This is a genomic window from Agrobacterium sp. CFBP2214 (genome assembly GCF_030209895.1).
Lineage (GTDB): Bacteria > Pseudomonadota > Alphaproteobacteria > Rhizobiales > Rhizobiaceae > Agrobacterium > Agrobacterium radiobacter.
In genome coordinates this window covers 1-13923 of the sequence record NZ_JARVRC010000029.1, presented here as the reverse complement: position 1 = coordinate 13923, position 13923 = coordinate 1, and the positions used below count along the sequence as shown (strand labels likewise).

Annotated in this window: 9 protein-coding genes and 5 pseudogenes; 7 read left to right on the top strand and 7 right to left on the bottom strand. The window is 56.1% G+C overall.

Features of this window, described 5'->3' with window-relative positions:
- The first annotated feature begins 23 nt into the window (after positions 1-23).
- On the top strand, positions 24-917 hold the full coding sequence (locus QRN60_RS26195; protein WP_111785217.1) for an amidohydrolase family protein: 894 nt from the start codon (positions 24-26) through the stop codon (positions 915-917).
- 420 nt (positions 918-1337) lie between these two features.
- Positions 1338-2369, top strand: a complete 1032-nt coding sequence (locus QRN60_RS26190; RefSeq protein WP_111785218.1) for an IS110 family RNA-guided transposase — start codon at positions 1338-1340, stop codon at positions 2367-2369.
- 266 nt (positions 2370-2635) lie between these two features.
- On the opposite strand, the pseudogene QRN60_RS26185 reads toward QRN60_RS26190, so the two are convergent.
- A pseudogene (locus QRN60_RS26185) lies at positions 2636-2785 on the bottom strand (IS110 family transposase); the annotation flags it as partial.
- Between the two features lie 203 nt (positions 2786-2988).
- Between QRN60_RS26185 and QRN60_RS26175 the strand changes: the two are divergent.
- Both QRN60_RS26175 and QRN60_RS26170 read left to right on the top strand, forming a co-directional pair.
- Positions 2989-3693: an IS6 family transposase gene (locus QRN60_RS26175; protein WP_111785219.1), complete on the top strand. Its 705-nt coding sequence runs from the start codon at positions 2989-2991 to the stop codon at positions 3691-3693.
- Between the two features lie 52 nt (positions 3694-3745).
- A pseudogene (locus tag QRN60_RS26170) lies at positions 3746-3973 on the top strand (DDE-type integrase/transposase/recombinase); the annotation flags it as partial.
- A 352-nt stretch (positions 3974-4325) separates the two neighbouring features.
- On the opposite strand, the gene QRN60_RS26165 reads toward QRN60_RS26170, so the two are convergent.
- From QRN60_RS26165 to QRN60_RS26150, 4 genes and pseudogenes are all read right to left on the bottom strand, one after another.
- The gene (locus tag QRN60_RS26165; RefSeq protein ID WP_284767281.1) at positions 4326-4895 is read right to left on the bottom strand and encodes an invasion associated locus B family protein; all 570 of its coding nucleotides are present in this window, start codon (positions 4893-4895) and stop codon (positions 4326-4328) included.
- An 8-nt stretch (positions 4896-4903) separates the two neighbouring features.
- A complete protein-coding gene (locus tag QRN60_RS26160) occupies positions 4904-6676 on the bottom strand; it encodes a YadA-like family protein (RefSeq protein ID WP_236760350.1) in 1773 nt (590 codons plus the stop codon).
- A 502-nt stretch (positions 6677-7178) separates the two neighbouring features.
- Positions 7179-7433: pseudogene (locus QRN60_RS26155) on the bottom strand (transposase); the annotation flags it as partial.
- 61 nt (positions 7434-7494) lie between these two features.
- Positions 7495-8661 (bottom strand): annotated as a pseudogene (locus tag QRN60_RS26150) (IS3 family transposase).
- A gap of 137 nt (positions 8662-8798) precedes the next feature.
- Here QRN60_RS26150 and QRN60_RS26145 point away from each other — a divergent pair.
- From QRN60_RS26145 to QRN60_RS26130, 3 genes and pseudogenes are all read left to right on the top strand, one after another.
- Positions 8799-9110 (top strand): toxin-antitoxin system TumE family protein, encoded by a 312-nt coding sequence (locus QRN60_RS26145; protein WP_306966859.1) that lies wholly within the window; start codon positions 8799-8801, stop codon positions 9108-9110.
- A complete protein-coding gene (locus tag QRN60_RS26140) occupies positions 9107-9478 on the top strand; it encodes an HVO_A0114 family putative DNA-binding protein (protein ID WP_111785469.1) in 372 nt (123 codons plus the stop codon). Before QRN60_RS26145 ends, QRN60_RS26140 begins: the two co-directional genes overlap by 4 nt.
- A 957-nt stretch (positions 9479-10435) precedes the next feature.
- Positions 10436-11159: pseudogene (locus QRN60_RS26130) on the top strand (IS6 family transposase).
- Between the two features lie 348 nt (positions 11160-11507).
- Here the strand turns inward: QRN60_RS26130 and QRN60_RS26125 are convergent.
- Positions 11508-12827: an aminotransferase-like domain-containing protein gene (locus QRN60_RS26125; RefSeq protein WP_111785473.1), complete on the bottom strand. Its 1320-nt coding sequence runs from the start codon at positions 12825-12827 to the stop codon at positions 11508-11510.
- A gap of 25 nt (positions 12828-12852) precedes the next feature.
- The gene (locus tag QRN60_RS26120) at positions 12853-13755 is read right to left on the bottom strand and encodes a PhzF family phenazine biosynthesis protein (RefSeq protein ID WP_111785474.1); all 903 of its coding nucleotides are present in this window, start codon (positions 13753-13755) and stop codon (positions 12853-12855) included.
- Between the last annotated feature and the right edge of the window lie 168 nt (positions 13756-13923).

The window sequence follows — 13923 nt, the reverse complement described above, 5'->3', positions numbered from 1 at the left end:
GATCACGATCACTGGAAGCCACCATGGAAGATTTTCCCATCATCGACCCGCATTTCCATCTCTGGGACCTCGAGAACGGCTACTATCCCTGGCTGTCCAACGGTGTGAAGCCGTCGGCATTCGGCGATTATACCGCCATCAACAAGACCTACCTGATCGATGATTTCCTGGCCGATGCCAGCGGACAGAACCTGGTCAAAGCCGTGCATCTCGACGTCGGATATGATCCGGCGGATCCGGCGGGTGAAACCCGCTGGCTGCAGAGCATCGCGGACCGGCATGGATTTCCGCACGGCATCGTCGGTTATGCCGACCTGCGCAAGCCGGATGTCGGAAGACTGCTCGATGAGCACGGGCAATACGCCAACTTCCGCGGTATCCGCCAATCCATGAACTTTCATAAGGACCCCGCTAAGACCTATCTGACGGAAACCGAAGTCAGCCGCACGCCGGAATGGCGACGCGGTTTCCGGGAGCTTGCCCGACGGGGCCTGAGCTTCGACCTGCAGCTCTACTACTGGCAGATGGAAGAGTTTCTCGAACTCGCCCGCGATTTCCCAGACGTCCAAATCATTCTCAACCATACCGGCATGCAGGTCGACGGCCCCGCGCATTTCGACGGCTGGAGCAAAGCCATGAAGACGCTTGCGCAGGCGCCAAACGTCGCCTGCAAGATCTCGGGCCTCGGCATGGGTGACTGGACCTGGACCACTGAAAGTATTCGCCCCTATGTCGAGGAGGCAATCGCCGCCTTCGGGGTCGAGAGGGCGATGTTCGCCTCAAATTTCCCTGTCGACAAGCTGTTCTCGAGCTATGACGCGATATGGAACGCTTTCAAGGATATCACAGCGGGCTATTCGGCATCGGAACGCTCGGCACTTTTCCACGACAACGCCGAGCGACTATATCGATTGTAACAGAGTCGCCTGTAAGATCAGCAGGTGGGCTATTGGTCACGGCGCAACCAATGGGTCCCACGAAATGGTGCGGCGATGTATACCGGACCTCGCTGCGATGCCTTAAGCAGAACTCCCTTGCCGACCGGTATCAATAAAAGGTCCGATACCGTTACAATCGGCTCGGGCCTCAAGAGGGGCGCATACCGTTGTCCGCGCGGAAGTCAGACGTTTCCGAGTTATCGCTGTCGCCCCGCCACCAGAGTTCGCCATAACCCCATTTTGACGTTCACCACGATGACGCAACTACTGAAATCCGCACTCAATTTGGGCTCTGCCATTGTGGCGAAATGAATAGATGGCGTGGTTGCCGCTCTACCCACCCGGCACGTTCTGTCAGAGGATGGTCGGGTTAAATCCAACGGGTGGAAGGATGGCAGCATGACATACGACACGATGATTGGGATCGATCTGGCGAAGAACGTTTTTCAGGTTCACGGAGCTTTGCTTTGCGGAGAGGTGAAGTTCCGGCGGAAGCTATCCCGGCAGCATTTTCGCAGATTTATGGCCGGGCAAGGCGCTTCGATCGTCGTGATGGAGGCGTGCGGGAGTGCTCATTACTGGTCACGCGAGATGACGAAACTCGGTCATGAAGTACGGCTGATAGCGCCACAGTACGTTCGTCCGTTCGTGAAGCGTCAGAAGAACGATGCCGCGGATGCCGAAGCGATTGTCACAGCCGCACAGCGACCTGGGATGCGCTTCGTTACGCCGAAGCTCGAGGAGCAGCAGGCACAGGCGCTTCTTTTTCGTGGGAGAGAACGACTTGTACGTCAGCGTACTGAGTTGGTAAACGCATTGCGATCAGCCCTCTACGAGTTCGGGCATCCAATTCCTCCGGGCATTGGGCAGCTTACGCGGATTGAGGCGATGGTTGAGGCTGAGAACAGCGATCTGCCAGAACTGGTTCGCGACGAATGCCGCGATCTTCTGCTGCAGATCGCCGAGAAGACGCAACGGATCGAGGTGAAGACAAAACAGATCGGCGCTCTGGCATCACTGACTGACACAGCACGCCGTTTGCAAACAATGCCGGGCATTGGACCAATGAGCGCGTTGGCCGTTGAAGCGTTTGCTCCACCCATGGAAAGCTTTCGGCGTGGGCGAGACTTCGCGGCTTGGTTAGGCCTGGTGCCACGGCAGCATTCGTCAGGAGGAAAGGAGCGGCTCGGACGAATATCAAAGGCCGGACAAGCCGATATACGCCGGCTTTTGATCATGGGAGCGATGTCGCGCTTGAACTGGCTCGGGCGGAGAACGATCCTGGAAAGGTCTTGGCTATCTGGAATGCTGGCCAGGAAACCGAGAATGCTTGTGGCTATCGCGCTCGCGAACAAAATGGCCAGAGCGATCTGGGCCATGCTGACAACAGGCAAGGATTATCAGAACCCGGCACAGACTGCTGCTGCGTGACAGAGGTGTGGCACAAGGTAGTTTAGAGCCGGTGACGGAGGTGTGAGAAAGTCGACGACCCATATGGGCAAAATGATCGAACAGATCTGGATCAGGAAAACCAGTTCGGGGCATAGAGCCAATCAGCTCGCTGAATAGATTTGGACCTGATCCGCTGATCACCATATCGGCCAGCGGCTTCTAAAGTGCCGCATTTAAAGGCCTGACAGAAGACCGCACTCGATCACACCCAATGGTTCAGAAACTTCTTGCATTACGGGCGGCAACCACAGAAGGACTGCAATCTTCCGCGCCGTCGCTGTCACTGCCTTCTGCTTGCCGATGCGCCCTGCCAACCGTCGGTAAAACGCACCAAGCGCGGTGTCACTTCGCCCGATCGTGGTGGCAGCCAACCGCAACAGCGCCGCTGCGCGGCTAGAGCAGAGAGCTGGCTCGGGAAATTTGAACAGCGGGGATAAGTGGAATTTCTGCCTGACTTCGGCTTAGATGCCGGGAACAGGAGATACCATGACGAGACGACCGCGCCGGAACCACAGCCCGGCTTTCAAGGCGAAGGTGGCACTTGCCGCGGTGATGTCAGGTTAAACTGCCGGTGAGATTTTGCGACTATCCCGCCGTCATGAGCCAGAGTCCTGTCAGCTACAAGCGCCACCGTTTCCCGCGTTCTGTGATCGCCTATGCAGTCTGGCTGTATTTCCGATTTCCGCTGAGCCTGCGCCTGGTCGAAGAGATGCTGCTGGAACGCGGCATCGTCGTTTCCTATGAGACGATCCGCTGTTGGGCGAAGAAATTCGGCCCAGAATATGCCGGTCGCTTGCGTCGCAAACCGCCAAGCCCGCGCGACATCTGGCATCTGGACGAGGTGGTCGTGACGATCGGCGGGCGGAAACATTGGCTCTGGCGGGCTGTCGACCAGGATGGCTATGTACTCGACGAAATCGTCCAGGCTCGTCGCAACACCAAGGCTGCCAAGCGCCTGCTGGTCCGGCTGATGAAGAAGCAGGGATGCCCCCCGAAGCGTATCGTCACCGACAAGCTTCGCTCTTACGGCGCTGCACGGCGTCAAATCATGCCCACGGTCGAGCATCGATCACACAAGGGGTTGAACAACCGGGCCGAAAACTCGCATCTGCCGCTGCGAAAACGAGAGCGGGTGATGCAGCGGTTCCGCTCGCCGGGCGCGTTGCAACTTTTCGTCACCGTCTTCTCCGCGGTCCGAAACTTGTTCGCCCCAACCGGTTCGAAACATACAGCCATCGACGTCCACCTGCATCGCCTCAGGGCGATCGCACACTGGAAGGGCGTGGCCGGGACAGCCGCATGATCACTCCGACCCTGCCGGATGCGCACTCGTCCCGATTAACCTGACATCACCCACCAAACACCTCCAGCAAGGCATCGAAAGTGACCATTTCCGGGTAAAGAAGAACATGCCAAAGATCGGTGGCTTCCAATCCTTCAACACGGCGCGGCGAACCATCGCGGGTTTCGAGGCGATGCTGTGGTTGAGGAAAGGCTTTGGCTTTTCCGGCGGCTGGACTGTCAACGACCAGAACGATTGGCTTGCGCGCCTCTTCGGGCTGCAAAAAGTTAATAAAGCATGAAAATGAAGATGCGGAGGGGGTAATCGCGCCCTCCGAAAATGTTTGCGACAGGCCCGATTGCAGACTGTAGCGAGGGGAAAAAAAGAAGCGACGAATTCGTCGTGGACCACCTGAGCCGACCTTACCGGCTGTGCGGCGAGCGGTCATCGACGCCCTTGCCCTACCGACAGCAAACATCCGATGTCCGCACTGCGAACGTCTCTTTAAAACCGGAAATCCAATTCTGCCAAAGTAGTGCTAAGTCGCCTTACAAATTCCATTTTCCCCTCTCAGCCAATCCACGAACCGCATGATCAACCCATAGCTAGTCGTCGGCACGTAGCCTACATTTCGACCAAGTGCTGCATCTAACTCACCGAATTGCCTCAAGTGCAGACTTCAGGCCTTGTAAAGGCGCGGAAACCGTGACCTGACGCCCGACGTCCAGAGCATAAATGAAGGACAAATCCGATGACCGTCCGATATGCTCCCGGGCTATAGCCCCAACGGCCATTATGGCAATACAAACAAGCTCATCGCATCCCCTGTAGTCTACCAGGACTGGCTTTTCGCGACCGGGGAATATCACCCGAAGCGGAACCCGAGTATTTGTCCCTGAGGGGGCTCTCAGGATCATCATTGGAGCGCCGTCTCTGGTCGCTGCCAATGACCAGCTGAAAACTTGCTTGTTGAACCGATCGATGATCGTCTGACTAATGTTGCAAACCTTCTCTTTTTTTTTCAGGTCTTCATCGCAGATCAGCGTCCAATTCTCGAACGGCTGCACAATTCTCCTATACTGCCCCCAGTCCAAGCCCCTCGGAACTTGGACATCGGACGGTTTGACGAAGAACTGCGCGACGCGGTTCTGCTCAGTTGCACTAAGGCCTTGCGGTGTTGTTGAGGCAGCTAGCATCAACAGGAGCCCTGCAGTTTTTTTCACCGCGACCATCAGTTCAATGTGATGCTGACGCCGGCACTAACCCCCCAGTCTCCCCCCGCCGTCGATCCCGCCAGGTTAGTTCGGAATTTCCCGTCTTCGCTGGTGTAACCTGCACCAAATGCGAGAGCGCCCTCTCCCCGCCAGAAACCGCCGCCGGCGGCCAGACTTAACTTGCCCGGTCGATCGTCATAACGAAGAGACGCCGCTGCAAGGCCGACCGCCGCCGCCTGACGAGCTTCGCCTCGCGCCTCATGAATGGATGAATTAAGTTCACTGAATTTCTGGTCAGTGTAGGCGTTCGCCGCTTGGATGGAATTGTTCATACGGTCATCGGTGTACTTGTAGGAATTATTAAGTGTCATCGCTATTCCCTCATTCAACTGGGATACATTCACCGCGTCGCTATTCGCCTTGCCTGCGGCTACATTAGAAAGGACAACCGGTTGGTTTGGATCGCCGCCAGTGAGTGTCACAGTGTTTGACTTGGTGCCGTCATCTTTCTTGTCGTACTTAACGGCAAATTCATCCAACTGACCGATCGTCCCTTCAACCGCTTCGAGGGCTTCATTAGTTGCAGATAACTGGGACCCGTTAATCGCATCCGTGGATGTCGCCGAGATACGACCAGCCGCGACATTGGTGATGGTTCGCTCTCCCCCCACTGACCCGACTGACACCGTTCCTGATGGCTGCGTACCCGCGAACACATAGTCTCTTCCGCGAATGGTAACCCCCGCCGTGCCGATCGCCGCTTCAGCGACAGAATCAGCACCGAGCGCTACGCTTTTCGCGCCAGAGACTCGCGCGCCACGACCCACAGCGACTGCATCGACACCCGTAGCAATTGAACCGGATCCCACCGCGATAGCACCATTAGCGCCACCATAGGCTTCAGATCCTATCGACACAGATCTGTCAGCCACAATATCCGAACCCGCCAACCAGCCTAAAGCGACATTCATATTTCCTTTGACTGCGGTCCCCGACAAAGGACCTATGGCCAAGTTTCCGCTACCCTCGACGTCGACCCCAGCCTGGTTACCCAGTGCGGTATTATAGTCACCCTGGATCCGTTGACCCGAATTTCCTCCTGCGGCAAAATTTGCGTTGCCTATGACCCCCATACCTGACGCGAAACCCAGCGCAACGTTATCTGCACCAGTGACGCTCACGCCAGCCTGCGCACCAACAGCAATATTGATCTGCCCGTTGACCAAGCGACCGGCTTGATCACCAATCGCAATATTCCCCCAGTTTCCCGGGCTGGCAGATGAGCCCGCCAGATAACCGGCGGAGATACCCGCGTCCGTAGCGGACGCACCCATTCCCAAGCTCAGGGCACCGGCACCTGCTCGTGAGTTGGTGTCTCCAGCGACAATCGATCCCTGGCCCAGGTTATTGGCGATCCAGCTGTTTAGCTGTACCAAATCGACATCACTGGATGTCGACCCCTCGCGAATTCCAGTAATCGTTGCCATGCCATGCCCCCCAACACCTGGGGCCGCCGGTACCTGGCAGGTCCAGGTTCCGGAGGTTCCGGGACGCGAACAGGTTATGCCGCCGGGAACTATCGTTGTTTCTGCATATACCGGCGATGCCAATCCCATGCTGACCGCCAACGTAGTGACGCGGAACGATCCCTGGACGAAACGATATCGACGTTCTCTTTTCGCCGTCGTAAGTGCTTTCTGCGAAAAAGCGACAAACCCAGCACCTGATTGCAGCGGACTAGACACAGATGGAGCGGAAATCTCTCCTTTATCGCGCAAACGTTCAGTCATCCCGTTATCTCCCATAATCACCCTTGAAACAATGACTGCTCCAAGAGGCTTAAGGCGGTGATGTTCCCTTTCAAGGAACGGTGGCTACCAATATTTGCCGTACAAAATGACCCGACCACCCGCCATTGCGGAAGGACGTTAACCGCCAAATTCAGTCATATTTCCGGACACTCAAGCGCGATTCATCGCCTGACGGCGTTGAGCGCCCCTATGTTGCGGCTACCGAAAACGCAGCAAGAAGCGTTTCCATAGGCCGATTATCATTTAGAAGCCCTGCAGCGACTAGCGATAGCACCATTTCATTCCATCAAGGGTCGATCAAATCGTCGGCCTCAAACATGCACACTATCTGGGGGATAATGATAATTTGGCCTCCCTCATTTTCCTATCAGGATCGCGTTCTGCTAATAATCGCGTGGCGGTTGAGGCTCGATCTCATGCCAAAACGCGAGCATGCTGGGACGCATCATGACCTCACATGGAGCACTAGAGCAGATCCTGTTCAATCCGGGTCATAGCCTGCAGCCCTGAAGTAGTTTGCGCATTCCTCCGATGTGAATCGGGGGATCAATGTGCCGACGGCATCCCATAGGGCGTCGATTTTCCGCTCCGCCCGAGCCCGTAGCATAGCTTTCAATTTCGAGAATGCGTTTTCGATGGGATTAAAGTCGGGACTATAGGGTGGCAGGAACATGAGTTTGGCGCCCGCGCGCTCGATGGCGTCGCGCACCCCGGCTGCCTTGTGGGCCGGCAGGTTAGAGGTGGCTCGGTTTGTCTGAACAGTTTCGGGCGTTTTGTTAAGTGGATTTCCGCCTCGATTATGCTGCCACCATCATTGGTGCCAGCGCGTTGAAGTAGGCCTGATCCGGCGTCTGCCGGTCAAGGGATGAATGTGGGCGTCGGCTATTGTAAAAAGTCAGATATCGGCCAATGCCGATGCGGGCCTCCGACACGGTCTTGTAGGCGTGGAGGTAGACCTCCTCATATTTGATCGACCGCCAGAGGCGTTCAACGAAGACATTGTCCCGCCAAGCGCCCTTGCCATCCATCGAGATGGCGATTTCCGCCTTCTTCAGCAGCGCCGTGAAGTCCATCGAGGTGAACTGCGAGCCCTGATCCGTGTTGAAGATGTCGGGCTTGCCATAGCGGGCGAGCGCTTCCTCGACCGCTTCGATGCAGAAGGCCGCTTCCATCGTGATCGACAGCCGCCATGACAGGACCTTCCGGCTGAACCAGTCGACGACGGCACAGAGATAGACGAAGCCCCGCGCCATGGGAATGTAGGTCAGGTCCATCGCCCAGACCTGGTTGGGTCGGGTGACCGCCAGCTTTCGCAGGAGGTAGGGATAGATTTTGTGCCCGGGTGCCGGTTTCGATGTGTTCGGGCGACGATAGATCGCCTCGATGCCCATCTTCTTCATCAGCGTGGCGACGTGCAGCCGCCCAGCCTCCAGCCCTTCTCCTCTCAAGAGCCCTTGCAACATCCGACTTCCCGCGAACGGGTAGTCGAGGTGCAGTTCGTCGATCCCCGAGCGAATGCGACGCATTCGTCCGCCGCCGCATCAAGGCCAGATCGCCGTCGGACACTGGACGAGGCAGATAATAGACGCTTCCACGGCTGAAGCCGAGAAGCTTCGCCTGACGCAAGACGGATAGCTTGTGCTCGCGGTCGATCATTTCTTTCCGCCCAGCAATCCCGCCTTGCCGAGCGCACCGGATAAAAAATCGTTCTCCAGTGTCAGCTCGCCGATCTTGGCATGCAGCGTTTTGACATCGACGGTTGGACCCGCCGGCTCCGTCTTGGTTTCATCGCCGAAAACGCCTGTCGCCCCCTCAAGGAGCTGGTCTTTCCATTGCTTGATCTGGTTGGCGTGCACATCGAACTGCTGGGACAACTCCACCAGCGTCTGCTCACCTCGGATAGCGGCAAGTGCCACCTTCGCCTTGAAAGCCGGGCTGTGGTTCCGGCGCGGTCGTCTCGTCATGGTATCTCCTGTTCCCGGCATCTAAGCCGAAGTCAGGCAGAAATTCCACTTATCCCCGCTGTTCAAATTTCCCGAGCCAGCTCTGTCTCCAGCCGCGACCGGCAACCCACAACAAAGTGTTGGCGGACTTGACAACAATGGAGGACGTTGGCATTGTGGACAACATGAAAGCGCAGAAGATCACCGAACACAAGAGCGTCGAGGCGGACGGAAGCATTGTCCAGTTCGTCGTCTGGAAAGTGCCAACGCCTGTGCCTCCAACCGATCATGGGTTCAAGTACCGCATGGTTTACATTCAAAACGGTGTGCGGGTTGTCGGGTTCGACAATGAGCGGGGGAAAGGTGATCACATGCATCTGGACGGGAAGGAATTCCCGTACCGGTTTACCACAATCGACCAGCTTATCGAAGACTTCGTGTCCGAAGTCGAAAAGAGGAGGCAGTCATGAGAACATTGACCATCACGACAAATCCAGACTGGAAATCAGCATTGCGTGCAGCCGGAAAGCGGGCTGTGATTGGCATCCAGAGCGGCGAATATCAGGGTGAAACGCTTAATTTTGAGACCCCAGGCGCTTTTTTCTCGCGATTGACGGAGCGTCGCTGGGAGCTGCTGGACGTTCTTCTGGGAAGCGGTACGGTCGGTGTGCGGGAACTCGCGCGTAGATTGGGCCGGGACGTCAAGCGTGTTCATGAAGACGCTGCGGCATTGGTCGAATTGGGACTGATCGAGAAGGACGAGCGCGGCGCGCTGAACTGCCCGTTCTCGAATATCCATGTGGATATGGTCATGGCTCCCACACGAAGGGTAGCGTGAGGCAAGCCACGCCTGATTTGAGCGGGTCGGCCCGAACGAGGTTGCCAAAGGGGCGAGAGGAACCCCCTTCGGCCCTTCCCCTCGCGCTCCCCTGCCCGCCCGGTTTAACGCCCCCCTCACGGCAGCGATGATGCTCCCGGCTTCCCGAGGTGGCGAAGACGCAGTTCAGTGCTGACAATGGAAACCGCGGCATGTCGTCTGCAGGCGAACCTTGATGTTGTGTTTGTGGTCCCGTGGCCGAATGTTGCCGATGAGACGCGGGCGGTGTCCGGGCATGCTGTTCGTCCAGATGGTTCCCATTGGACATGGCGTTCACCAGACGGTTCGTCAGCGAGCGAATAGTGTCGCGCCTGACATCGATGGTGCACTCAAAACCGGCATGTTGATCAACGGTCACGATGGAAACCAGCCGCGCCGTCGGCATGCTGTCTGCATTGAAGCGGATATGACGAAACCGGAACCCCGCCAAAGTCTCTCCCTGGATTGCGTTGCCTCACTCGATGGGTCACTGCGGCCGGCCAGTCGAACAGCAACCGCCGGCACGCACGAATTTCCCCTGACTGACGTCATTCCTCGCGAAACAAATTCCTGCCTGTCAGCAGCGCTTCGCTGACGCTACGCCCCTACGGGTGCAGTTCCCGCAACAAATTGGCTTTGCATTTGCGCTGACTGTCTTCCGGCCGCTCGATCGTGACCATCGGCAACGCAAACCAAGGAGATACCTCCATGACCGATCTCGTCAACTTCATCCGCTTCAACGCAGACAACACGCTCACCGGCAACATCGCATCCGTCGCCTACGACCTCGACATCTTCGGCGAGGAGTTCGACAGCACCAACACCAAGGCGCCGGTCTACCGCCTCTTCGCAAAGACCCCGCGCGACCGCCGCGTCGAAATCGGCGGCATCTGGAAGAAGCAGAACCGGGTGTTGTCACAAAAACGCGGCGTCAGTGAATTGGGCATAAGACAGTGGGATGAAGAGTCCTGCCGTTAGCTACAAGCGCCACCGTTTCCCGCGACAGATCATCTCGAATGCGGTCTGGCTGTATTTCAGGTTTCCGCTCAGCCTACGCCTTGTCGAGGAAATGCTGCTGGAGCGCGGAGTTGTCGTCTCGTATGAAACGATCCGGCGATGGGGTCGGAAATTCGGACCGGCCTACGCAAAACAACTTCGTCGCAGGCGACCTTCGCGCCAGGATGTCTGGCATCTGGATGAGGTGGTGATTTCCATCGCCGGCAGAAAGCACTGGCTTTGGCGTGCCCTTGATCAAGATGGCTATGTTCTCGACGAGATTGTTCAGAGCCGACGCGATACGAAGGCTGCCAAGCGACTGCTCATCAGTTTACTGAAGAAAGCAGGCATGCCGCCCAAGCGGATCATCACCGACAAGCTCCGCTCGTATGGCGCAGCCAAGCGTAAGGTTATGCCGGCTGTCGAGCACCGATCCCACAAGGGTCTCAACAATCGAGCGGAAAATTCCCATCTGCCACTGCGAAAACGAGAACGAACGATGCAAGGGTTCCGATCGCCGGGAAGTCTGCAGCGCTTCATCTCGATCTTCTCCGCGCTTCGAAATCTCTTCGTCACCCCACGTCACAAACGATCCGCACTGGCCACCCACATTCATCGCATCCGCGCAATGGCGCACTGGAAGGCCGTCACCGGAGCGGCTGCTTGATAGCAGGCTGCCTGCGACAAAGACCACTCCACGCTCGATAACGTGACAACTCCCGCTCTCGAGTTACCTGCGGTCCCCACCGGACGGATACTCAACAGGACTGCCGTCGGCGAGTGCTTGGGTCCGATTCGGCGTGTTGGATAACCTACCTTTCGCTTGGCGAAGTAGTAGCGATACGCAAATGGTGGAATACCCGGCAGACTTCACGACGCCAAAAGCAATGTCTGCTTGTGGGAAGCGCCCGGTTCACTTCGAAGGGCCGAAATGACGGCGCGTTCCAGACCAAGATGAACGAAGGGGTTTATGCCGAGCCAGATCATTTACTATGCGCCGTTCAGTTGAGTCTGCTCACACGGTGAAATCCCAACGTGCAGCGGAACTAGAGAGAGCTTTTTTGATCCTTGTGAAAACTTCTAAGTCAGCAGAAAGGGCGCCCACCGCCAGTCGCACTCCCCAGCAAGAAGGACTAAAGCCCGCAGAAAATGTCTGAGTAGAGGGTACTTCAATCCCTTCTGCTGCCAACGCAAACATTGCTGCTGTGGCTTCCTCCTGGTTTTGGAGGGGCACCCATAGATGGTATGCCTTTGTGTTAGGCGCAGCGCCAAACACGGCTTGATAAGCGTGTGCCAAACGCTCGATCTCGATCCTATGCGCTGTGCAAGTTTCCTTGTGCAAATCCCGTTTGAACCAACGTGCGGTTAAGCTGAGGCTGATCGGCGATATCGAATACCTCTGCGCGGCAGCTAAAGATGCCAGGGAATCTCGCCTGGGACCTTTAGCGCACACATAGCCCAAGCGTAAACCTGGAGCCAGCACTTTGGAGAGGCTGCCTATGTAGATCGTGTCGAACGGGGCAAAATTGAACAATGGTTCCAGAGGACTAGTGAGTAATCCTCTATAGACGTCGTCCTCAATAATCGTCACGTTAGAGTCTTTTGCTATTTGTACTACTTTTAATCTTGTCTCTGCATCAAGCGTGTAACCGAGCGGGTTCTGAAGACTAGGCATCAAGAAAGCTGCTTTTACGTCAGCGCGCGAAGCGGCTCTGCCGAACTCCTCGAGATCTGGGCCCGCAGCACTAGTGGCAATAGGCACTAGGACCAGGTTCAGCGACCGGGCAACAGCAAATAAGCCTGGGTAGGTGACGTCTTCGCAAATCACAGCGTCGCCCGCCCGACATATGGATTGCAAGGCCAAGAACAATCCGTTCTGCGCCCCCTCGCACAAGATCATATCATCTGCCTGGACTTTAACGTCCATCTCTTGCAACCAGTTTGTGATCTTTCCCACGACATCCGCTTGGTCGGAAGGCGAGCTGTAGCTCGCTAGCTGTTCGAGGCCCTTTTCACTGGCGAAGCTTTCTAGATCTTGAGCCAAAACCCGTCGGATGACTGCCGCCGAAGGGGCGTTCAATGACAGATCGATCCGGACAGCCTTGGCGGGATCGAGGGGTCTCTTAGCGAAAGATCCCCGTCCCACTGCGGTTTCTATTATGCCCAAACGCTTTGCCTCAGCGAAACCGCGAGCAACAGTTGGAAGCGACAAGCCCAGCGTCTTCGAAATGCTACGTTGTGTCGGCAGCCTATGATTACCCTCGACAACCCCTTCGCCAATTTGCGTCTTCAGATAAGAGACGACACGATCGTACTGCTGCAAAGACGAGACCATCTGTTCACAAACGCCTTAATTCATTTCAACCCGTTAGAAACGTTCCAGACATGACTGGCACGGCGTGACCAGCCACAGTCACCTCTTGAACATCTCCGGCATTGCTTAACGTCAGGCGCGAGACAATAACGCTTTTCCTTCCCATTTCAACACCTTGTTCTGCATTTACGACGATGGTAGGCTGTCCACTAACTAACTGCTTGTGCTGCACAAGATAGCATGCAGTCGCTCCGTTTGTTGTTCCGGACGCGGCCTCTTCGTTGTTACCAATTCCAGGACAAAAATCCCGTACGCGTACGGTGACATCATCGGCCAAGCCGTCCATAGCGATAACTGGAACTGTGTCAGCTCCTAACCTTTGGCTTAACTCGCCTAACGTTCCAAACTGCGGTCGAAGCTTACTGAGAACCGAAACGTCTCTCACCGGAATGATTAGATGGGTTAGGCCAGTCGATACAAGTTCAATTGGCAAATGGGGGTGCATGTCGTCAAGGCGAATCCCCAAAAATTGACATATGTCATACTTCTGAACCGTTACGGACCGGAAAGTTGGTCGGCGCTGCGTCATCTCGATCAAAGGCCTGCCTTCTACGGGGCGCGACACCGCAACGGGCAGATCGCCTGCGGGGGTTACAGCCTTAACACTATAGTTTCCGGCTGGTATTACTCCCAAATCGGAGAGAGTTGAAAACACTCCGATCAGAACATGCCCGCACATGTCGATTTCTGTAGAAGGCGTGAAAAATCGGATTGACCAAGTGTTGTCGGCAAGTGCCTGAACAAAGCCGGTGGTGGGAGCATTCAACTCAGCGGCAATCTGCGCCATCGATGCATGATCTATGCCTGAGTGCAGTACCACTCCCGCAGTATTCCCGCCGAAACGCGCTTCAGTGAAGGCGTCATAAAGAAAAGCTTGTACGCTAGCCATATCAATCTCCTCATAGGCATTTACCAATTTAATATTGACATATGTTATTGGTGAACTCAACTTGAGCCGTCGAAAAACTTATCGCGAGGGGATGCATGATGATGAAGAGAAGGGGGCCTGTCGCAAATTTTCGGGCTTAACGGTATATTGACCATAGGCATGAAATTT

Coding starts and splice junctions, on each gene's coding strand:
- QRN60_RS26195 (WP_111785217.1), top strand. CDS start 24: ATGGAAGATTTTCCCATCATCGACCCGCATTTCCATCTCTGGGACCTC.
- QRN60_RS26190 (WP_111785218.1), top strand. CDS start 1,338: ATGACATACGACACGATGATTGGGATCGATCTGGCGAAGAACGTTTTT.
- QRN60_RS26175 (WP_111785219.1), top strand. CDS start 2,989: ATGAGCCAGAGTCCTGTCAGCTACAAGCGCCACCGTTTCCCGCGTTCT.
- QRN60_RS26160 (WP_236760350.1), bottom strand. CDS start 6,676: ATGACTGAACGTTTGCGCGATAAAGGAGAGATTTCCGCTCCATCTGTG.
- QRN60_RS26145 (WP_306966859.1), top strand. CDS start 8,799: ATGGAGGACGTTGGCATTGTGGACAACATGAAAGCGCAGAAGATCACC.
- QRN60_RS26140 (WP_111785469.1), top strand. CDS start 9,107: ATGAGAACATTGACCATCACGACAAATCCAGACTGGAAATCAGCATTG.
- QRN60_RS26125 (WP_111785473.1), bottom strand. CDS start 12,827: ATGGTCTCGTCTTTGCAGCAGTACGATCGTGTCGTCTCTTATCTGAAG.
- QRN60_RS26120 (WP_111785474.1), bottom strand. CDS start 13,755: ATGGCTAGCGTACAAGCTTTTCTTTATGACGCCTTCACTGAAGCGCGT.